This window comes from Roseibium algae (assembly GCF_037783265.1).
In the GTDB taxonomy this organism is placed as follows: domain Bacteria; phylum Pseudomonadota; class Alphaproteobacteria; order Rhizobiales; family Stappiaceae; genus Roseibium; species Roseibium algae.
Window position 1 is genome coordinate 1 of sequence record NZ_JBAKIA010000022.1, and the last position, 19,721, is coordinate 19,721.

A 19,721-nucleotide genomic window follows, 5' to 3' on the forward strand; every position below is an offset into this window, starting at 1 on the left:
GACAATGTGTCGGTCGTCGTTGAATTGATCGTACCAATCGCCATGGAAGAAGGCCTGCGCTTCGCTATTCGCGAAGGCGGTCGTACCGTCGGCGCCGGTGTCGTCGCTTCCATCGTCGAGTAATTGACGGCAAGGCCTGCTGTTTCTTTTAACAAATGGCAGGCCCGCCTGTCTGAACGGGAACTCTGAAATGAACGGTCAGAATATCCGGATCCGCCTTAAGGCATTTGACCACCGCATTCTCGATGCTTCCACAAAGGAAATCGTGAATACGGCAAAGCGGACTGGAGCACAGGTACGGGGACCCGTACCGCTGCCGACGCGGATCGAGAAGTACACAGTACTTCGCGGACCGCATATCGATAAGAAAAGCCGCGATCAGTTCGAGATGCGTACTCACAAACGTTTGCTCGATATCGTTGATCCGACGCCCCAGACGGTTGATGCTCTTATGAAGCTCGACCTAGCAGCTGGTGTTGACGTCGAGATCAAGCTTTAAAGCGGATCGAAGGGAACACGTTTATGCGTTCTGGTGTGATCGCTCAGAAAATGGGCATGACGCGCATCTACAATGATGCGGGTGAGCATGTACCAGTTACAGTCCTGCGGTTGGAAAACTGCCAGGTGGTTGCCCACCGGACTGAAGAAAAAAATGGCTATACTGCGCTTCAAGTTGGCGCTGGTCTGGCTAAGGTCAAGAACACGGTTAAGGCACTTCGCGGACATTTCGCGGTTGCCAAGGTGGAGCCGAAGCGCAAGCTCGTTGAGTTTCGCGTTTCGTCTGAGAACCTGATCGACATTGGCGCGGAAATCACCGCTGATCATTATGTTGAAGGTCAGTTTGTTGACGTTACCGGCAATTCGATCGGTAAGGGTTTTGCCGGTGCGATGAAGCGTCACAACTTCGGTGGTGGTCGTGCATCTCATGGTAACTCGGTCTCCCACCGTTCGCACGGTGCTACGGGTCAGTGTCAGGATCCTGGACGCGTGTTCAAGGGCAAAAAGATGGCCGGTCACATGGGCGATGTCCGCGTGACCACGCAGAACCTCAAGGTTGTGCGCACTGATGTTGAACGCGGCGTGATCATGGTCGAAGGTTCTGTTCCAGGCGCTAAAGGCGGTTGGATCCAGATTCGCGACTCGATCAAGAAGGCGCTTCCGGAAGGTGTTCCGGTACCAGGTGCATTTCGTGCTCCTGAAGCTGCTGTAGCCGCCGGGAAGGAGAGCGAGTGATGGAACTCCAGGTCAAAACCCTCGAAGGTGGGTCGGCCGGTTCGATCACGGTGTCGGACGAGATCTTTGGTCTCGATCCACGCACTGATTTGATCCACCGTGTGGTGCGTTGGCAGCTTGCCAAGCGCCAGGCTGGCACTCACAAAGTGCTAGCACGTTCGGAAGTTTCTGGTACGACGAAGAAATTCGTTCGCCAGAAGGGTTCGGGCGGTGCACGTCACGGTAACCGTAAAGCCCCGCAGTTTCGCGGCGGTGGTAAAGCATTCGGGCCGGTCGTTCGCGACCATGCCCATGAATTGCCAAAAAAGGTTCGTGTCCTAGGCCTCAAGCATGTCCTCTCCGCCAAGGCGAAGTCAGACAGCATTGTGGTTGTCGAAGATGCGAAAGCTGCCGAATCCAAGACCAAGGCGCTTAAGGCTCAGTTTGCAAATCTGGGTCTGGCTAGCGCTCTGATCATCGACGGCTCCGAGCTTGACATGAACTTCTCTCTGGCTGCTCGCAACATTCCGAATGTGGATGTGCTGCCGATCCAGGGGATTAACGTGTACGACATTATGCGAGCTCATACCTTGGTGTTGACGAAAGCAGCAGTGTCCGCACTAGAGGAGCGCTTCAAATGAGCAATCTTCCTCACTATGACAAGATCGTCGGTCCGGTGATCACCGAGAAGGCGACCATGGCTTCTGAAGACAACAAGGTTGTTTTCAATGTGGCCAACGATGCAACGAAGCCTGAAATCAAGGCAGCTATCGAAGCGCTCTTCGGCGTGAAGGTCACTGCAGTGAACACCTTGGTTCGCAAGGGCAAGGTGAAGCGCTTCAAGGGTCGTATTGGTCGCCAGTCTGACGTCAAGAAAGCCGTCATCACGCTCGCGGAAGGTCACGCAATTGACGTGACCACCGGGCTCTAAGCGGCGAGGACAGTTAAATGGCACTTAAGACATTCAACCCGACATCGCCAGGACGGCGTCAGCTGGTCCAGGTAGATCGCAGAGATCTTTGGAAGGGCAAGCCAGTCAAGACTTTGACTGAAGGCCTTTCCAAGTCTGGTGGTCGTAACAACACCGGTCGTTTGACAGCACCGAACCGCGGTGGCGGTCATAAGCGGTCTTATCGTCTTGTTGACTTCAAACGTCGCAAGTTCGATATCCCTGCTAAGGTCGAGCGGCTCGAATACGATCCTAACCGGACCGCGTTTATTGCGTTGATCCGTTATGAAGACGGTGAACTGAGCTACATCCTGGCGCCTCAGCGTCTGGCTGTTGGTGACACAGTGATTGCTGGTGCAGCAGTTGATGTTAAGCCAGGCAATGCGATGCCACTTTCAGCCATTCCGGTTGGAACTATCGTTCACAACATTGAACTTAAGCCAGGCAAGGGTGCGCAGGTTGCTCGTTCCGCTGGGGCATTTGTTCAGGTTGTTGGTCGTGATCAGGGTTACACGACCCTGCGTCTGACTTCGGGCGAACAGCGCCGCGTTCTGGGCACCTGCATGGCGTCTATAGGTGCGGTTTCAAACCCGGACCACGGCAACATTAATCTGGGCAAGGCAGGCCGTTCTCGTTGGCTCGGCCGGACCCCGCATACTCGCGGCGTCGCCATGAACCCGGTTGATCACCCGCACGGCGGTGGTGAAGGCCGGACATCCGGTGGTCGTCATCCGGTTACCCCTTGGGGCAAGCCGACCAAAGGCAAGCGCACGCGGAGCAACAAGCAGACTGATAAGTATATCGTCCGCAGCCGCCACGCGCGCAAGAAATAAAGGACAAGGATCGTGGCACGTTCGATCTGGAAAGGTCCGTTTGTCGACGGGTATCTGCTGAAAAAGGCTGACAAGGTTCGTGAGAGCGGGCGCAACGAGGTCATCAAGACCTGGAGCCGCCGCTCGACCATCCTGCCGCAGTTCGTTGGTCTTACTTTTGGTGTCTACAACGGACAGAAGCATGTCCCGGTGTCGGTTTCGGAAGAAATGATTGGTCACAAGTTTGGTGAGTTTTCACCAAGCCGGACCTACTACGGACATGGCGCCGACAAAAAGGCGAAGAGGAAGTAACCATGGGCAAGCCGAAGGGTGAGCGGACGCTCGCTGACAATGAGGCCCGGGCAATGACCCGCATGCTGCGCGTTTCTCCGCGCAAGCTGAATCTCGTTGCGGCTGCTATCCGCGGCAAGAAAGTTGGTTCTGCGATTGCAGACCTGACATTCTCTCGCAAGCGCATCGCTCAGGACGTCAAGAAAACTTTGATGTCTGCGATTGCAAATGCGGAAAACAACCACGAACTGGATATCGACAACCTTGTGGTTGCCGAAGCGCACGTTGGCAAAGCTTTTGTCATCAAACGGTTCCAGCCTCGTGCACGTGGCCGTGTTGGCCGGATCGAGAAGCCATTCTCGAACCTGACCATCGTTGTACGTGAAAAAGAGGAGACTGCCTGATGGGTCATAAAGTAAACCCGATCGGCATGCGCCTCGGGATCAACCGCACCTGGGATTCACGTTGGTTCGCCAACAAAGGTGAATATGGCGATCTTCTTCATGAAGATTTTCGTATCCGGGAATTCCTTTTGAAGGAATTGAAGCAGGCAGCTGTTTCTAAGGTCGTCATCGAGCGTCCGCACCGTAAGTGCCGTGTTTCAATCCATTCCGGTCGTCCGGGTGTGGTCATCGGCAAAAAGGGTGCTGACATCGAGCGTCTTCGCAAGAAGATCAGCGAAATCACGAATTCGGAAGTTCATCTCAACATAGTTGAAGTGCGCAAGCCGGAAATCGACGCGACACTTGTTGCCGCTTCGATCGCTCAACAGCTGGAACGTCGTGTTGCTTTCCGTCGTGCCATGAAGCGTTCCGTTCAGTCGGCAATGCGTCTTGGCGCACAGGGCATCCGGATCAATTGCGGTGGCCGTCTCGGTGGAGCTGAAATCGCTCGTATCGAATGGTACCGCGAAGGTCGCGTACCACTGCACACCCTACGTGCTGACATCGACTATGGTGTCGCATCCGCTCATACCGCCTATGGTGTTTGCGGCGTGAAGGTTTGGATCTTCAAGGGTGAAATCCTCGAGCACGACCCGATGGCGTCAGAACGCCGTGCGACGTCTGGCTCGGACAGTAACCAGGGTGATCGCGGTGGACGCCGGGATCGGGGCCGTGAGCGCGCATCCTAATCGGATGCCTGCTGCTCGCGTAACACGAAGGACGAGAGAGAACGATGCTGCAACCGAAGCGAACTAAGTTCCGCAAGCAGCACAAGGGCCGCATCCACGGTTTGTCGAAGGGGGGGACTGACCTCAACTTCGGCGCCTATGGTCTGAAGGCTGTAGAGCCTGAGCGGGTAACCGCTCGTCAGATTGAAGCTGCCCGTCGTGCCATGACCCGTCACATGAAACGTGCCGGTCGTGTTTGGATCCGTATTTTCCCGGATCTCCCAGTATCCTCCAAGCCGGCTGAAGTCCGGATGGGTAAGGGTAAGGGTGCTCCGGATTACTGGGCTTGCCGCGTCAAGCCAGGCCGGATCATGTTCGAAATCGACGGCGTGTCGGAAGACGTAGCGCGTGAAGCTATGCGTCTGGCGGCTGCCAAGCTGCCTATCAAATGCCGGTTCATTCAACGAATTGGCGAATAGGCGGTCGAGGAGAAAGAAGCCATGAAGGCTACTGACGTAAGAGCAAAGACCACCGACGAGCTCCGCACGGAACTCGAAGGCCTCAAGAAAGAGCAGTTCAACTTGCGCTTTCAGAGAGCAACTGGTCAGCTCGAAAACACTGGGCGTGTTCGGCAAATTCGCCGTGATATCGCTCGTATCCAAACGATCATGCGCGAAAAGCGCGTGTCGGCAAGCGCTTAAGGAGACTCCCATGCCAAAGCGCATTTTGCAGGGCACCGTTGTCAGCAATACAAACGACAAGACGGTGACGGTTAAGGTGGAGCGTCGCTTCACTCACCCGCTGTTGAAGAAGACCGTGCGCCGGTCGAAGAAGTATCGGGCGCATGATGAAGCAAATAAGTTTCAGGTTGGCGACTCTATTCAGATTGAAGAGTGTTCTCCGATTTCAAAGAACAAACGTTGGACCGTGGTCATCTGACCACGCTCCTGGTTGAGCATCAGGCGCCCGTGGCAGGTGCGCCAGACAAAGAATAAGGCAGCCAGTCATGATTCAGATGCAAACAAACCTCGACGTGGCGGATAATTCCGGCGCCCGTCGTGTCATGTGCATCAAAGTGCTCGGCGGCTCCAAGCGTAAATATGCTTCTGTTGGTGACATCATTGTCGTCAGCGTCAAGGAAGCTATTCCGCGGGGTCGCGTTAAAAAGGGCGACGTGATGAAGGCTGTCGTTGTGCGTACGGCGAAAGATATTCGCCGCGCCGACGGCAGTGTGATCCGGTTCGACGGTAATGCGGCGGTCCTGATCAACAATAACAAGGAGCCAGTCGGTACCCGTATCTTTGGTCCGGTACCGCGCGAACTCCGTGCAAAGAACCATATGAAAATCATATCTCTCGCGCCGGAGGTGCTCTGATGGCTGCGAAAATTAAAAAGGGCGACACAGTCGCCGTGCTCACCGGCCGTGACAAGGGCAAGACCGGTGAAGTGCTTCAGATACTCGTGTCTGACAACAAAGCTTTGGTCCGTGGCGTGAACCTGGTTCGTCGTCATCAGAAGCAGACCCAGACTCAGGAAGCTGGTATCATCGCTAAAGAAGCGCCGATCCATCTTTCCAACATCGCGATTGCAGATCCTAAGGATGGCAAAGCGACACGGGTTGGTTTCAAGGTCCAGGAAGACGGCAAAAAGGTCCGTGTGGCCAAGCGTTCGGGAGACCTGATCGATGGCTGACACAATCATTGTGCCACGGATGAAAACACACTACGAAGAAGTAGTGCGTAAGACTATGCAGGAAAAGTTCGGGTACAAGAATCACATGCAGATTCCTGGCCTCGACAAAATCGTTCTGAACATTGGTGTTGGCGAAGCTGTTGCTGATTCCAAGAAGGCACGTATTGCTGCGGACGATCTTGCCCTGATCGCTGGTCAGAAACCGGTTATCACCAAGGCAAAGAAGTCTATCGCGACCTTTAAGGTTCGTGAAGAAATGCCGTTGGGGACAAAGGTCACACTTCGTCGCCAGCAGATGTTCGAATTTCTTGATCGCCTGATCACCGTTGCGCTACCACGCGTACGCGATTTCCGGGGATTGAACCCGAAAAGCTTTGATGGCCGGGGCAACTATGCTCTGGGTATTAAAGAACATATCGTGTTCCCGGAAATCGAATATGATAAGGTCGACCAGATTTGGGGTATGGACGTGATCGTCTGTACAACTGCTGACAACGATGACGAAGCGCGTGAACTGCTGCGCGCGTTCAACTTCCCGTTCGGTAAATAAGCCGAGATACGGGAAAGGAACGAGGAACTACGATGGCGAAGAAAAGCGCAGTCGAAAAAAACAAGCGTCGTAAGGTGCTTGTTGAGAAGTACGCTGAGAAGCGCGCTGCCCTCAAGGCGATGGCTAAAGATAGCAGCCTGTCCCCTGAGGATCAGTTTAACGCACGTCTTAAGCTTGCTAAGTTACCGCGGAATTCCGCGCCTAACCGTGTTCGTAACCGTTGCGAAATCACAGGTCGGCCGCGCGCATATTACCGCAAGCTGAAGATGTCACGTATTGCGCTTCGTGAACTGGGCTCTCTGGGTAAAATCCCAGGCCTGGTCAAGTCGAGCTGGTAAGGAGAAACTCCCATGGCAATTACTGATCCGTTGGGGGATTTGCTCACACGTATCCGCAATGCGCAGATGCGTCGTAAGAGCAAAGTCAGTTCACCAAATTCCAAATTGCGCGCACATGTACTTGATGTGCTCGCCAAGGAAGGGTACATCCGTGGGTACACCATGGTTGAATTCGAGACCGGACGTTCCGAGCTCGAAGTTGAACTGAAATATTTCGATGGCGAACCGGTTATCCGGACCATTGAACGGGTGTCAAAGCCGGGCCGTCGGGTTTACTCGTCGGTAAAAAATATCCCGCATGTGTCCAATGGCCTGGGCGTGTCGATTTTGTCGACACCGCGTGGCGTCATGAGTGATCATCAAGCGCGTGATGAAAATGTAGGCGGTGAGGTTCTGTGCCGCGTCTTCTGATGCGGTTTCAGTCTTACCTTTAAAACAGTGACAAGGTTGGTCAGATGTCTCGTATTGGCAAAAAGCCAGTCCCCGTGCCAAGCGGGGTAACGGCAACGATCAACGGTCAGACGGTTGCAGTCAAAGGTCCGAAGGGTGAACTCTCTTTCGTACTTAACGACTACGTTCTGGCCGAGATGACGGATGGCGGTATCCAAGTGGATCCGCGCGGCACCACTAAGACGGCTCGCTCCATGTGGGGCATGAGCCGGACTATGGTGCAGAATATCATCACTGGTGTGAGCGACGGCTTCCAAAAGAAGCTCGACATCACGGGTGTTGGTTATCGTGCCCAGATTCAGGGCAAGAATCTTCAGCTGGCGCTGGGTTTCTCGCACGACGTTATCTATTCGATTCCGGAAGGAATCGAGATCAAGTGCCCTAAGCCTACGGAGATTCTTATCTCCGGGATCGACAAACAATCCGTCGGTCAGGTCGCGGCTGAAATCCGCGATTTCCGCCCGCCTGAGCCCTATAAGGGTAAAGGTGTTCGTTATGCTGACGAGTTTATCGTCCGCAAAGAAGGCAAGAAGAAGTAACGGACCTGGATCATGGCGAACAGCAAAATTGCTTTCGAACGCCGCCGCGATCGCGTGCGTCGTTCTCTCAAGAAGGTGGCGAACGGACGTCCGCGCCTTTCTATTTTTCGCTCATCGAAGCAGATCTATGCTCAGATCATCGATGACGGAATGGGAAACACATTAGTTTCTGCCTCGACGATCGAAACCGATCTGAAGGGCTCCCTCAAGACGGGCGCCGACACCGCAGCAGCTGCTGCAGTTGGCAAGCTTGTCGCAGAGCGTGCAGTGGCCGCTGGCGTCAAGCAGGTCGTGTTCGACCGAGGTGGGTATCAGTATCATGGGCGTGTTAAAGCGCTTGCTGATGCAGCCCGCGAAGGTGGACTTGAATTCTGACCAGCGCCCGTTGGCGCTCTTAAGAACGGAAGACTTATAAAATGGCGAGACAGGATAATCGCGATCGCGACGAGCGAGACAGCGAATTCGTCGACAAGCTCGTGCACATCAACCGTGTCGCAAAGGTGGTCAAGGGTGGCCGTCGTTTCGGCTTCGCTGCGCTGGTCGTGGTCGGTGATCAAAAGGGTCGTGTCGGCTTTGGCCACGGTAAAGCACGTGAAGTGCCCGAGGCTATCCGTAAGGCGACTGAAGCGGCTAAGCGCACAATGATTCGTGTGCCTCTCCGTGAAGGTCGGACGCTCCACCACGATGTGGAAGGCCGTCACGGTTCCGGTAAGGTGATCCTTCGTGCAGCTCCGGCTGGTACAGGTATCATCGCTGGTGGTCCGATGCGTGCAGTGTTTGAGACCCTTGGTGTTCAGGACGTTGTTGCCAAGTCACTTGGCTCATCGAACCCTTACAACATGGTCCGTGCAACGTTTGATGCACTGACCAAGGAAGACAGCCCGCGTTCGGTCGCGGCACGCCGTGGACTTAAGGTCTCGGTGCTGCAGTCGCGCCGTCGTGATAACGAAGATGCGGCTCCGGCTGCTGCCGAGGCTTGATCTCGGTAGCTCCGGCTCCCAAGTTGAATAAGGGTTAGTTCCATGGCGAACACCGACAAGACCGTTACGGTCGAACAAACTGGTAGCCCGCTACGCCGTCCTCAGGATCAGCGCGCTACGCTCATCGGTTTGGGTCTGAACAAGATGCACCGCCGCTCCACACTGAAGGACACTCCTCAGGTGCGTGGCATGATCAACAAGGTCCAGCATCTCGTTCGCGTTGTAGAAGACGCGTAATAACGGGATCAGGAGATATAACATGAAGCTCAACGAACTCAGGGACAATCCCGGTTCTACTCCGAGCCGTACCCGCGTTGGTCGCGGCATCGGTTCCGGCAAGGGCAAGACCGGCGGTCGTGGCGTCAAGGGGCAGAAGTCCCGCTCTGGCGTCGCTATCAAGGGCTTTGAGGGCGGGCAGATGCCGCTCCATCGTCGTCTGCCTAAGCGTGGTTTCACGAACATTTTTGCCAAGGATTTGAATATTGTTTCCTTGGCCCGTGTTCAGGAAGCCATTGAAGCTGGCAAACTCGATCCAAAAGTGGCTGTTACAGTGGAAACACTTAAAGCTGCTGGTATCGTGAAGCGTATCAGGGATGGGGTTCGCCTTCTTAGTGATGGTGAATTGAAATCTGCAGTCACATTCGAAGTCGCTGGTGCCTCTAAGGCCGCAAAAGCAGCGGTAGAGAAAGTTGGCGGCAAGGTTGTCGTTCTGGGAGCTCAGGCCGAATAGGCCTGGGCTTTTCCCATTTGTCGGTAATAGACTGACCGGAGTAGGGCATGGCATCCGCCGCCGAACAACTGGCCTCAAATTTAAATTTCTCAGCTTTTTCAAAGGCTGATGAACTCAAAAAGCGCATCTGGTTCACGCTAGGGGCGCTTTTGGTCTATCGTCTGGGGACATACATTCCGCTGCCGGGTATCAATCCTGACGCGTTTGCTTTGGCCTTTAACCAGGCGCAATCCGGCATTATTGGCATGTTCAATATGTTCTCCGGCGGAGCGGTCCAGCGTATGGCCATCTTCGCACTGGGGATTATGCCGTACATCTCAGCTTCCATCATCATGCAGTTGATGACGACGGTCGTGCCGTCGCTCGAGCAGATGAAGAAGGATGGTGAGCAGGGCCGTAAAGTCATCAACCAATACACCCGCTACGGAACAGTGGTTCTTGCTGCATTCCAGGCCTATGGCATCGCTGTTGGTCTTGAAGGTGCGACCAATGTCGTATCCGATCCGGGTTGGTTCTTCCGCGCGTCAACTGTTTTGACGCTTGTCGGTGGCACCATGTTCCTGATGTGGCTTGGTGAACAGATTACTTCGCGCGGTATCGGCAACGGTATTTCCTTGATCATTTTCGCAGGGATTGTAGCAGGCCTTCCGACAGCTGTGGTTTCCACGCTTGAGCTTGGCCGTCAAGGTGCTTTGGCGACCTGGATTATCCTGCTTGTGATCATACTAGCTGTCGTTGTTATTGGCGTGATAGTGTTCATGGAACGTGCTCAGCGTCGTCTTTTGATCCAGTATCCAAAGCGGCAACAGGGCAATCGTATGTTCGAGGGCAATACCTCGTTCCTGCCTTTGAAGTTGAATACGGCTGGCGTTATTCCTCCAATCTTTGCATCATCTTTGCTGCTGGTTCCGGCAACCATTGCTGGATTCTCATCCAATGGTACGAATGAGTGGGTCACCACCATTACAGCTCTGCTTGGCCACGGTCAGCCGCTGTATATGCTCTTCTATGCTTCGATGATTGTGTTCTTCTGCTTCTTCTATACCGCGATTGTTTTCAATCCGACGGATACGGCAGATAACCTTAAAAAGCATGGCGGCTTCCTTCCGGGAATCCGGCCTGGTGAACGTACGGCCCAGTACATTGATTATGTGCTGACTCGGATCACTGTTGCGGGCGCTATCTACATTACGCTTGTCTGTCTATTACCCGAATTCCTAATTTCGGCGACGGGCGTTCCATTCTACTTCGGGGGGACATCACTGTTGATCGTAGTTAGTGTCACCATGGATACGGTTTCCCAGATCCAGGGCCATTTGCTCGCTCACCAGTATGAAGGTCTGGTGAAAAAAGCAAAGCTCAGGGGGAAGCGTAGATGAGACTGATTCTGGTCGGACCGCCAGGTGCGGGGAAGGGGACGCAGGCAAACAAGCTTGTTGCCGAGCATAACATTCCGCAGCTGGCGACAGGTGATATGCTCCGTGCAGCAGTTGCAGCCAAAACCCCGGTTGGGTTGAAGGCTAAAGAAGTTATGGAAGCTGGCGGTTTGGTTTCTGATGATATTGTTGTCGGTATCATTCGAGATCGGATTGCAGAGCCGGACGCCAAGAACGGGTTTATTCTCGATGGTTTTCCGCGCACGCTTGCCCAAGCTGATGCTCTGTCTCAGATGCTGTCCGACAGTGGTCTTGCTCTTGATGCTGTGATTGAATTACGTGTGGACCAGTCCAAGCTGGTTAGCCGTATCATTAATCGTGCTGAAGAAGCCAAGGCTGCAGGTCAACCAGTTCGAAAGGATGACGATCCTGAGGTATTCAAGGATCGGCTTCAGGCTTATAACAACGATACGGCCGTGGTCATTCCATATTACGAAAAAACAGGTCTTTTGACAGTCGTGGATGGAATGCAATCAATCGTTGAAGTTTCTTCTGCGATAGAAGCAATTCTTTCTAAACTTGACGAAAAGGTTTAGAGCCGTTAAAGGACGCGCTCTAGCTTCAATGAATTTCGTGCCGATTCCATTTATGATGGAACCGGCACGTTGTGTGCTTGGTGTTTTGGGTGACTTTAGCGCTGTTGGCATAATGAGTGCTTCGCATGGGCCGGGCTCCACCGGACGCGGGGAATAATAATTAACGCGGTCTAAAGACTGCATAAGATGGAGAGACACGTGGCACGTATTGCTGGCGTTAACATCCCAACGAACAAGCGCGCTGTAATTGCGCTTCAGTATATTCACGGCATCGGCGCGAAATTCGCGCAGGAGATTGTCGAAAAGTGCGGTATTCCGGCTGAAACTCGTGTGAATCAGCTTTCGGATGCTCAGGTTCTGGCGATCCGCGAAGCTATCGACAGTGACTATATGGTTGAAGGCGATCTGCGTCGTGACACCGCAATGAACATCAAGCGTCTGATGGACCTTGGCTGCTACCGCGGCCTGCGTCATCGTCGTGGCCTTCCTGTTCGCGGTCAGCGTACACATACGAATGCACGTACCCGTAAGGGTCCTGCAAAAGCCATCGCAGGCAAGAAGAAGTAATTTTTCCGCGATTGCGGGTGGAGCTGCCGGTGTTACGGCAGTGGCGATATCAAACTAAGGACTAAAGAATGGCTAAGGAAACGACGCGCGTGCGTCGCCGTGAGCGCAAGAATATTTCTTCGGGCGTTGCACATGTGAATTCCACGTTTAACAACACGATGATCACCATCACCGATGCACAGGGCAACACCATCTCTTGGTCGTCTGCCGGAACGCTTGGTTTTAAGGGATCACGTAAGTCTACGCCTTATGCGGCGCAGGTTGCTGCTGAAGATGCTGCCAAGAAGGCCTCCGAACATGGTATGCGGACTCTTGAAGTTGAAGTTCGCGGTCCTGGTTCAGGACGTGAATCTGCTCTTCGTGCGCTTCAGGCTGCTGGTTTCCTGATCACATCGATCCGCGACGTGACCAAGATCCCGCATAACGGTTGCCGTCCGCGCAAGCGCCGCCGCGTCTAAGACATATCGTCTTAGGTATCTGTTTCTCCAATGGCAAGGCATAGCTTAGGGTTCTTGCGAACCCAGGCGGGAAAGCCGAAGGGGCAAAAACGTGACCATTCAAAAAAACTGGCAGGAACTGATCAAGCCAACCAAGCTGGAAGTGAAGCCGGGCGATGATCCGCGTTTCCTTGCAACGGTTGTTGCGGAACCGCTTGAGCGCGGTTATGGCTTGACACTCGGCAATGCTCTACGCCGCATTCTTTTGTCGTCCCTTCAGGGTGCGGCGGTGACTGCGGTTCAGATCGATGGCGTTCTGCATGAATTCTCATCCATCCCAGGTGTTCGGGAGGATGTCACTGACATCGTCTTGAACATCAAGGAAATCGCGATCCGTATGGATGGCGAAGGTCCTAAGCGGATGGTCGTGCGCAAACAGGGTCCAGGTAGCGTAACTGCCGGTGACATCCAGACTGTCGGCGATGTCGAAGTATTGAACCCTGAACTGGTTCTTTGCACGCTCGACGAAGGCGCTGAAATCCGTATGGAATTCACTGTCAACATCGGCAAGGGCTATGCGGCTTCTGATCGCAACCGTCCGGAAGATGCACCAATTGGCTTGATCCCGGTCGATAGCCTGTATTCACCTGTTAAGAAGGTTTCTTACAAGGTGGAGAACACCCGCGAGGGTCAGGTTCTTGATTATGACAAGCTCACACTGACCGTTGAAACCGACGGTTCGGTGAAGCCGGATGACGCAGTCGCATTCGCTGCGCGCATCCTTCAGGATCAGCTGTCTATCTTCGTGAACTTTGAAGAGCCACAGCGCGAAGTCGCCGAGGATACTGTCCCGGAACTCGCGTTCAACCCGGCCCTTCTCAAGAAGGTTGACGAGCTGGAACTGTCTGTCCGTTCGGCAAACTGTCTCAAGAACGACAATATTGTATATATTGGCGATCTGATACAGAAGTCCGAAGCGGAAATGCTGCGCACGCCGAACTTCGGCCGCAAATCGTTGAACGAAATCAAGGAAGTTCTTGCCCAGATGGGTCTGCACCTCGGTATGGAGGTTGCCAATTGGCCGCCTGAGAACATCGAAGATCTCGCGAAGCGTTACGAAGACCATCAGTATTAAGAGACGTTCCCGTCTCTTCACACTCAACCGGATAACGACGCAAAGGCGTTGTATATCTGAAAATAGAAGGAGAGGGCCATGCGCCACGGTAATTCCGGCCGCAAGCTCAACCGGACTTCTAGCCATCGTAAGGCTATGTTCGCTAACATGGCAGCTTCGCTGATCAATCACGAACAGATCGTGACGACTTTGCCGAAGGCCAAAGAAATGCAGCCAATCATTGACAAGCTGATCACGCTTGGCAAACGCGGCGATCTGCATGCACGTCGTCAGGCAATTTCGCAGATTCGCGACGTTGCTATGGTTCGTAAGCTTTTTGATACGCTCGGTGAGCGTTACAAGGAACGCAGTGGCGGATATAGCCGTGTTCTAAAAGCTGGTTACCGTTATGGCGACAATGCGCCGCTGGCAGTGATTGAACTCGTTGACCGTGATGTTACAGCACGCGGGGCAGCTGATCGTGCTCGCCACGAAGCTGAGCAGGCGTCTGAAGACGCTGCGTAAACTGCTTTCAATGCTATTTTAAGAGGCGGGCTTTGCCCGCCTTTTTTTATGCCTAAATGAAGTTGGTCCCTACGTAAGTTACTGTTTTTAAGCGAAGTTTATCGTTGTTTACATATTCAATTATCGGATTTTTAACATCCCTAGGTAAGACTCACAGTCAGTTTTTTGCTGATGCTCTAAGGGGGGCATAATGATTTCTGATGTTAAAACTCCTTCTAAAACGAAGAATCGTATTCTGAAGTTGTCAGTGGTAGTCCCGGCTTTAATGATCGGCGTGACATTTGCAGCTTGTATGGCTGTAGGCGTTGGTGGTTACGTCAATGCACGGTCGGGCCTGGAAAAGGCCTCTAATGGCGAATTGGCTATGGTTGGTAAGGCTCGCCAAGCGCTGCTGGACATGCGTTTGGACAGTTTGGCGGGCGATCTCACGACCAGTGCATCGGGTGCTGCGGCAACTCTTGCATTCACGGACATGAATACGGCCTTGTCTAGCCTGGAGAATGATCGCCCAGCGTTGACTGAGTATTTCCAGCCGGCTGGCTCTAATTCCTCCGCAAGAGCCGAGCTGACTGGCGCAGATAACAAGACAATGTATGCTTGGCGGCATACTGAGGTTCACAATAGCTTTTCCTCTTCCTGGAAAAACAATGAATACGATGACATTTACGCCATCAACAAAGATGGTCTGGTGATTTATAGCGTGACCAAATCACGTGATTTTCTGGGGTCCGTTATAGATGGGCCTTTGAAGGACACAGGGTTAGGGAAGGTTTTTGCTGAAGCCATCACTGCGGAGAAGGGGACACGGTTTCATTCTGATTTTGAAGCCTATGAACCGGCTGGTGGTGTAGCGTCCATGTTTGTGGCAGCGCCTGCGTATATTACAACTTTTTCTGGCGAGGAACTTGCCGGGGTCATCGTCTACCGTATTGGCACGGATTATCTAGAGGCCGTAACGAATAGTCGTGATGGTCTTGGTGACACTGGCCAAGTCTACCTGGTGGACGACAATTCAAGACTGATTACCAATCAGCCATTATCGGCCGAACCAACTGCGTTGGTGACTGAGGCTTCATCTGATGTTGTGCGCGCGGCCCTTGGTGGCAGCACAGCTTCCGGTATCGTCAAAGGTGCTGATGGGATTGATCGGATTACGGTTGCCTCACCATTGAATTTTGACGGATCTACCTGGGCAATTGTCACAGAGCGTTCGATTGCGGAAGCGATGGCGAGCGTGACGGAAATGCGCGACTCCATGATCGTCACAACGCTCATTACGGTTGGTATTGCAGCGATCATTGCTCTGTTTTTCTCTCGTTCGATTACCCGTCCTTTGATTGCGTTGGTTTCTGGATTGGAATCCATTGCTGATGGAAATGTGACCACCGAGATCAAAGCTGCTGAACGCGGTGATGAAATTGGTGATATCGGCCGGGCAGTTCTTCGTATCCGTGAGAATTCGTTGGAAGACCAGAGACTGCGGACAGAAGCAGATGCCGAGATGGCCAAATCGCAGGCTGAGCAGCGTCAAAATATGCTGGCTGGTCTTGCCAGTGAATTTGAGGCTTCTGTTGGTAAGGTTGTCGATCATGTGGCGCGTTCAGCAGCGGGCTTGAAGGGGTCGGCCGATGATATGCGCCAAATGACTGTTAGCTCTGGCGAGAAGTCGGTGCGGGCAGCTGAGGTCTCTGCTGAGGCCATGGCAGAGGTGCAATCGATTGCTTCTGCCTCTGATCAGTTGTCTAGTTCAATTGAGGAGATTTCCGGCCTGATTGAACGCTCTTCAGCTGTTGCGCAGACGGCAACAGAAAGAGCCGCTTCAACCAACAGCACAGTGCGCTCTCTTGCCGAGGCAGCGAACCGTATTGGTGAGGTTATTACCCTGATCAGTGACATTGCGGACCAGACTAATCTATTGGCCCTAAATGCGACTATTGAGGCTGCACGGGCAGGTGATGCAGGGCGCGGCTTTGCGGTCGTTGCTTCTGAAGTCAAGGAACTTGCTTCTCAGACAGGCAAGGCGACTGGCGAAATTCAGCTCCAGATTGATGCTATTCGTCAGGCAACGGATGATGCTGTTGCCGCGATCGGGGATATTCAGGACACAATTGGCGAGATCACCGAATCTGTGACGAATGTGTCTGCTGCGGTGACTGAGCAAAGCTTCGCAACACGCGGTATTGCTGAAAATACGCAACGCGCAGCCGTCGGAACATCTAAAGTGTCGGAAGACATTACGGACGTCAGCAGCATTACTGAACAAACGAGTGATGCGGCGAACGCATTTGTGGCATCTGCAGAAGATTTGACTGAGCAGACGAACCATCTCGACGCGGAAGTGAAGAGCTTTCTTGCTCAGGTCCGCTCTGCGTAATTCAGACGGTAGCTGATTTATGCGGCCGCAGGGACATCCCTGCGGCCGTTTTGATTCTTGCCTGCTTCTTTGTTTGCATTGCCTCAGTCTCTCCCTATCTGCCATGTATCGATCTGGTCGTTCGGTCGGATTCGGCCTTTGAAAGAGGAAGAGACATGGGATTGAAATTGGCCAGACCCGGGTTTGGGTTTGTATCGGCATTCTTGATTGCGCTCGTTACGGTTTCGGCTGGGTCTTTGCACGCTCAGGACAATTCGGCTGCCGAGCTGCGTCTTGTTCCCAGATCTGCAGGGGAAGTGAAGCTTTCCTTCGCGCCTATCGTCAAGGATGTGGCGCCGGCAGTGGTGAACGTCTATGCCAGCCGAAAGGTTGAGCAGCAGCAGCGAAGATCGCCGTTTTTCGATGATCCATTTTTCCGCCGCTTTTTTGGAAACCCTGGGCAGGGAGACACCAAGCCGAAGCAGCGCGTGCAATCATCGCTTGGTTCAGGGGTGATCATTTCCAAAGACGGCACAGTGATCACAAACCATCATGTCATCAAGGATGCGGATGAAGTCCGCGTGGCGTTGAGCGACCGACGTGAGTATGATGCCGAGATCATTTTGAAGGATGAGCGGACCGATCTTGCCGTACTGAAGATAAAGGGCGATGGCCCGTTTGATTTTGTGCCCTTCGCAGAACCTGACAGTCTTGAGGTAGGCGATATCGTTCTGGCAATTGGTAATCCATTCGGTGTTGGCCAAACTGTCACCCAGGGCATTGTTTCAGCGCTTGCGCGTACACAAGTTGGCGTGACGGATTACCAGTTTTTCATCCAAACAGATGCCGCAATTAATCCGGGGAACTCCGGCGGCGCACTCGTGGATATGAACGGTAATCTGGTTGGTGTGAATACTGCGATTTTCTCGCGTTCTGGCGGATCCAACGGCATAGGGTTTGCCATCCCGGCACATATGGCGGAATTCGTGGCGACGGCTTCCGGTCAAGGTGGTAAGATTCAGCGTCCCTGGCTTGGCGCAACTGTTCAGCTGGTGAATGCAGAAATTGCGGAAGCCCTGTCGCTTGATCGTCCGCGCGGCGTGATCGTGACAAATATTTTCCCCGGTTCACCTGCTGAAGATGCCGGTTTGAAGGTCAGCGATCTTGTTGTGGCCATTGATGGCAAGGAAGTGCTGGATCCTGACAGTTTTGGCTATCGCTTTGCGACCAAGAAACTTGGAGAGAGTGCGCGTTTCACGATCCTTCGTGGCGGTGAGCAAAGGTTGATCGATATTTCCCTGGCGCCTGCACCGGAAACAACGGATCGGGACAGTCGTGTCTTGACCGAGTATTCGCCTTTTGAAGGGGCGACGATCATGAATCTGTCTCCAGCGGTTGCTGAAGAGCTTAGGCTTGAGGGAACCTTCGAGGGCGTAGCCATTGGGGCGATTGCTCGGGGGAGCACAGCTGCGCGGGTCGGTATGAAGGTCGGCGATATTGTGCGTTCGATCAATGGCGATAAAATCACGTCTACGAGGATGCTGGAAGGCGTCACAAAGATCCCACCCAGGGTGTGGCGGATGGAGATTGAGCGGGATGGGAAAGTTTCCCGTATCGAGCTGCGCAGCTAAACGCTTATAAAGCTGTCATGAGTGATTTGTTTGAGGCCTCAGGGCTTGCCGCATCCGGTCCCCGGCCATTGGCTGATCGGATGCGGCCTGAAAGACTGGAAGATGTTGTTGGCCAGGAGCATCTCCTTGGGCCAGAGGGTTCTCTTGCGCGGATGCTCAAGACCCGAACGCTCGGGTCTCTGATCTTCTGGGGCCCACCGGGCACAGGCAAAACCACAATTGCACGTCTGCTGGCAAATGAAACGGACCTGGCCTTTGAACAAATCTCGGCGATCTTTTCAGGCGTTGCCGAGCTGAAGAAGGTGTTCGAGATTGCCCGTGTCCGGAGACTGTCGGGCAAGTCGACGCTTTTGTTTGTTGATGAGATCCATCGCTTTAACCGGGCGCAGCAGGACAGCTTCCTGCCTGTCATGGAAGATGGAACCATTACGCTTGTGGGGGCGACGACAGAAAATCCGTCTTTTGAACTCAACGCCGCTCTGTTGTCGCGTTCCCATGTGATGACATTTCATTCGTTACACCAGGAAGCCCTGCGTAAACTCCTCAACCGAGCGGAAGCCCTGGAAGACAAGCCGCTGCCGCTGGATGAAGAGGCCAAGGGCGTCTTGTTGCGGATGGCGGACGGGGATGGCCGGTCCGCACTGACCTTGTTGGAAGATGTTTGGCGTGCTGCTGGCGATGGCGAGGTGTTTGACGCAGAGCGCCTGCAGCAGATCGTACAGCGACGCGCCCCGATCTATGACAAGGGGCAAGACGGCCACTACAATTTGATCTCTGCCCTGCACAAATCTGTTAGGGGCTCTGACCCTGATGCTGCGCTCTATTGGTTTTGCCGGATGCTGGATGGCGGGGAGGATCCGCTCTATCTGGCTCGGCGACTGATCCGCATGGCTGTCGAGGATATTGGTCTGGCTGATCCCAATGCTTTGGTGCAGGCCAATGCTGCGCGCGACGCCTATCAGATGCTTGGTTCTCCGGAAGGTGAGCTCGCACTTGCTCAGTCTGTGGTCTATCTGGCCAGTGCGCCGAAATCGAATGGGGTTTATGTGGCCTATAAGGCCGCTGTGCGCAGTGCCAAGGCGAATGGGTCCCTGCTGCCGCCCAAGCATATCCTCAACGCTCCGACCAAGCTGATGAAGAACGAGGGCTATGGCGACGGCTATCAATACGATCATGATGCGCCGGACGGCTTTTCCGGGCAGGACTATTTTCCTGAAGACATGGGACGCCAGACCTTTTATGATCCGCCAGAGCGCGGGTTCGAACGCGAGCTTCGCAAGCGGCTGGAGTATTGGTCCCGCTTACGCAGGGAACGCGGATAATCTGAAACAATAGAGCCTTTGGCCGTAGGTGCCTGGAGCTAAAAGTTTCGTCAGCTTTCATGACGCAGCTTAAAAGCTGACTATTTTTCTCCGTAAGCTTTTCATTGCACTGCAACTATGTTTGAGTTTGCCAAACAAACTCCAGC

At 53.7% G+C, this 19,721-nt stretch carries 31 protein-coding genes; all 31 read left to right on the forward strand.

Going from position 1 to position 19,721, the window contains the following annotated elements; genetic code table 11:
- On the forward strand, positions 1–123 hold a 123-nt coding region (locus V6575_RS21055), incomplete at its 5' end, for an EF-Tu C-terminal domain-related protein (RefSeq protein ID WP_479692206.1).
- Positions 124–190: 67 nt separating this feature from the next.
- Complete coding sequence (rpsJ, locus tag V6575_RS21060) at positions 191–499, forward strand: 30S ribosomal protein S10 (RefSeq protein WP_006936455.1); 309 nt, start codon at positions 191–193, stop codon at positions 497–499.
- A gap of 23 nt (positions 500–522) precedes the next feature.
- A complete protein-coding gene (gene rplC, locus V6575_RS21065; protein WP_340277229.1) occupies positions 523–1,233 on the forward strand; it encodes a 50S ribosomal protein L3 in 711 nt (236 codons plus the stop codon).
- Positions 1,233–1,853, forward strand: coding sequence for a 50S ribosomal protein L4 (gene rplD / locus V6575_RS21070; protein ID WP_340277230.1), 621 nt, complete (start codon positions 1,233–1,235; stop codon positions 1,851–1,853). The genes rplC and rplD overlap by 1 nt, the downstream gene beginning before the upstream one ends.
- Positions 1,850–2,143, forward strand: a complete 294-nt coding sequence (locus V6575_RS21075) for a 50S ribosomal protein L23 (protein ID WP_340277231.1) — start codon at positions 1,850–1,852, stop codon at positions 2,141–2,143. Before rplD ends, V6575_RS21075 begins: the two co-directional genes overlap by 4 nt.
- Before the next feature lie 17 nt (positions 2,144–2,160).
- Positions 2,161–2,994 (forward strand): 50S ribosomal protein L2, encoded by an 834-nt coding sequence (gene rplB / locus V6575_RS21080; protein WP_340277232.1) that lies wholly within the window; start codon positions 2,161–2,163, stop codon positions 2,992–2,994.
- Between the two features lie 12 nt (positions 2,995–3,006).
- Entirely contained in the window at positions 3,007–3,285 is a 279-nt protein-coding gene (gene rpsS / locus V6575_RS21085; RefSeq protein WP_153768582.1) for a 30S ribosomal protein S19, read from the forward strand.
- Between the two features lie 2 nt (positions 3,286–3,287).
- Positions 3,288–3,668, forward strand: a complete 381-nt coding sequence (gene rplV / locus V6575_RS21090; RefSeq protein WP_340277234.1) for a 50S ribosomal protein L22 — start codon at positions 3,288–3,290, stop codon at positions 3,666–3,668.
- Positions 3,668–4,396: a 30S ribosomal protein S3 gene (gene rpsC / locus V6575_RS21095; protein WP_340277235.1), complete on the forward strand. Its 729-nt coding sequence runs from the start codon at positions 3,668–3,670 to the stop codon at positions 4,394–4,396. Before rplV ends, rpsC begins: the two co-directional genes overlap by 1 nt.
- Positions 4,397–4,440: 44 nt before the next feature.
- Entirely contained in the window at positions 4,441–4,854 is a 414-nt protein-coding gene (rplP, locus tag V6575_RS21100; RefSeq protein ID WP_340277237.1) for a 50S ribosomal protein L16, read from the forward strand.
- 21 nt (positions 4,855–4,875) lie between these two features.
- Positions 4,876–5,076, forward strand: a complete 201-nt coding sequence (rpmC, locus tag V6575_RS21105) for a 50S ribosomal protein L29 (protein ID WP_340277239.1) — start codon at positions 4,876–4,878, stop codon at positions 5,074–5,076.
- 10 nt (positions 5,077–5,086) lie between these two features.
- Positions 5,087–5,314: a 30S ribosomal protein S17 gene (rpsQ, locus tag V6575_RS21110; protein WP_340277240.1), complete on the forward strand. Its 228-nt coding sequence runs from the start codon at positions 5,087–5,089 to the stop codon at positions 5,312–5,314.
- 67 nt (positions 5,315–5,381) lie between these two features.
- On the forward strand, positions 5,382–5,750 hold the full coding sequence (rplN, locus tag V6575_RS21115; RefSeq protein WP_340277241.1) for a 50S ribosomal protein L14: 369 nt from the start codon (positions 5,382–5,384) through the stop codon (positions 5,748–5,750).
- Positions 5,750–6,067, forward strand: a complete 318-nt coding sequence (gene rplX, locus V6575_RS21120) for a 50S ribosomal protein L24 (RefSeq protein WP_340277242.1) — start codon at positions 5,750–5,752, stop codon at positions 6,065–6,067. Before rplN ends, rplX begins: the two co-directional genes overlap by 1 nt.
- Positions 6,060–6,617, forward strand: a complete 558-nt coding sequence (rplE, locus tag V6575_RS21125) for a 50S ribosomal protein L5 (protein WP_340277243.1) — start codon at positions 6,060–6,062, stop codon at positions 6,615–6,617. Before rplX ends, rplE begins: the two co-directional genes overlap by 8 nt.
- A 32-nt stretch (positions 6,618–6,649) precedes the next feature.
- Positions 6,650–6,955 (forward strand): 30S ribosomal protein S14, encoded by a 306-nt coding sequence (gene rpsN / locus V6575_RS21130; RefSeq protein WP_340277244.1) that lies wholly within the window; start codon positions 6,650–6,652, stop codon positions 6,953–6,955.
- Between the two features lie 12 nt (positions 6,956–6,967).
- The gene (gene rpsH / locus V6575_RS21135) at positions 6,968–7,366 is read left to right on the forward strand and encodes a 30S ribosomal protein S8 (protein ID WP_340277245.1); all 399 of its coding nucleotides are present in this window, start codon (positions 6,968–6,970) and stop codon (positions 7,364–7,366) included.
- A 44-nt stretch (positions 7,367–7,410) separates the two neighbouring features.
- The gene (rplF, locus tag V6575_RS21140; protein ID WP_340277246.1) at positions 7,411–7,944 is read left to right on the forward strand and encodes a 50S ribosomal protein L6; all 534 of its coding nucleotides are present in this window, start codon (positions 7,411–7,413) and stop codon (positions 7,942–7,944) included.
- Between the two features lie 12 nt (positions 7,945–7,956).
- Positions 7,957–8,319 (forward strand): 50S ribosomal protein L18, encoded by a 363-nt coding sequence (gene rplR, locus V6575_RS21145; protein WP_340277248.1) that lies wholly within the window; start codon positions 7,957–7,959, stop codon positions 8,317–8,319.
- 41 nt (positions 8,320–8,360) lie between these two features.
- Positions 8,361–8,924, forward strand: a complete 564-nt coding sequence (gene rpsE, locus V6575_RS21150) for a 30S ribosomal protein S5 (protein ID WP_340277249.1) — start codon at positions 8,361–8,363, stop codon at positions 8,922–8,924.
- Between the two features lie 42 nt (positions 8,925–8,966).
- Positions 8,967–9,161 (forward strand): 50S ribosomal protein L30, encoded by a 195-nt coding sequence (gene rpmD / locus V6575_RS21155; RefSeq protein WP_340277250.1) that lies wholly within the window; start codon positions 8,967–8,969, stop codon positions 9,159–9,161.
- Positions 9,162–9,183: 22 nt separating this feature from the next.
- Positions 9,184–9,654, forward strand: coding sequence for a 50S ribosomal protein L15 (rplO, locus tag V6575_RS21160; RefSeq protein WP_340277251.1), 471 nt, complete (start codon positions 9,184–9,186; stop codon positions 9,652–9,654).
- A 47-nt stretch (positions 9,655–9,701) separates the two neighbouring features.
- Positions 9,702–11,033 carry a preprotein translocase subunit SecY gene (gene secY / locus V6575_RS21165; RefSeq protein ID WP_340277252.1) on the forward strand — a complete coding sequence of 444 codons (1,332 nt, stop codon included), beginning with the start codon at positions 9,702–9,704 and terminating at the stop codon, positions 11,031–11,033.
- A complete protein-coding gene (locus V6575_RS21170; RefSeq protein WP_340277253.1) occupies positions 11,030–11,626 on the forward strand; it encodes an adenylate kinase in 597 nt (198 codons plus the stop codon). The genes secY and V6575_RS21170 overlap by 4 nt, the downstream gene beginning before the upstream one ends.
- Positions 11,627–11,824: 198 nt before the next feature.
- Positions 11,825–12,193 carry a 30S ribosomal protein S13 gene (gene rpsM, locus V6575_RS21175; protein ID WP_340277254.1) on the forward strand — a complete coding sequence of 123 codons (369 nt, stop codon included), beginning with the start codon at positions 11,825–11,827 and terminating at the stop codon, positions 12,191–12,193.
- A gap of 68 nt (positions 12,194–12,261) precedes the next feature.
- Positions 12,262–12,651: a 30S ribosomal protein S11 gene (gene rpsK, locus V6575_RS21180; RefSeq protein WP_340277255.1), complete on the forward strand. Its 390-nt coding sequence runs from the start codon at positions 12,262–12,264 to the stop codon at positions 12,649–12,651.
- Between the two features lie 91 nt (positions 12,652–12,742).
- On the forward strand, positions 12,743–13,765 hold the full coding sequence (locus tag V6575_RS21185; protein ID WP_340277257.1) for a DNA-directed RNA polymerase subunit alpha: 1,023 nt from the start codon (positions 12,743–12,745) through the stop codon (positions 13,763–13,765).
- Positions 13,766–13,843: 78 nt separating this feature from the next.
- The gene (gene rplQ / locus V6575_RS21190) at positions 13,844–14,269 is read left to right on the forward strand and encodes a 50S ribosomal protein L17 (RefSeq protein ID WP_340277258.1); all 426 of its coding nucleotides are present in this window, start codon (positions 13,844–13,846) and stop codon (positions 14,267–14,269) included.
- A 265-nt stretch (positions 14,270–14,534) separates the two neighbouring features.
- On the forward strand, positions 14,535–16,643 hold the full coding sequence (locus V6575_RS21195; protein ID WP_340277260.1) for a methyl-accepting chemotaxis protein: 2,109 nt from the start codon (positions 14,535–14,537) through the stop codon (positions 16,641–16,643).
- Positions 16,644–16,798: 155 nt separating this feature from the next.
- A complete protein-coding gene (locus tag V6575_RS21200; RefSeq protein ID WP_340277262.1) occupies positions 16,799–18,253 on the forward strand; it encodes a Do family serine endopeptidase in 1,455 nt (484 codons plus the stop codon).
- A gap of 17 nt (positions 18,254–18,270) precedes the next feature.
- Positions 18,271–19,575, forward strand: a complete 1,305-nt coding sequence (locus V6575_RS21205; RefSeq protein ID WP_340277264.1) for a replication-associated recombination protein A — start codon at positions 18,271–18,273, stop codon at positions 19,573–19,575.
- The last annotated feature ends 146 nt before the right edge of the window (positions 19,576–19,721 follow it).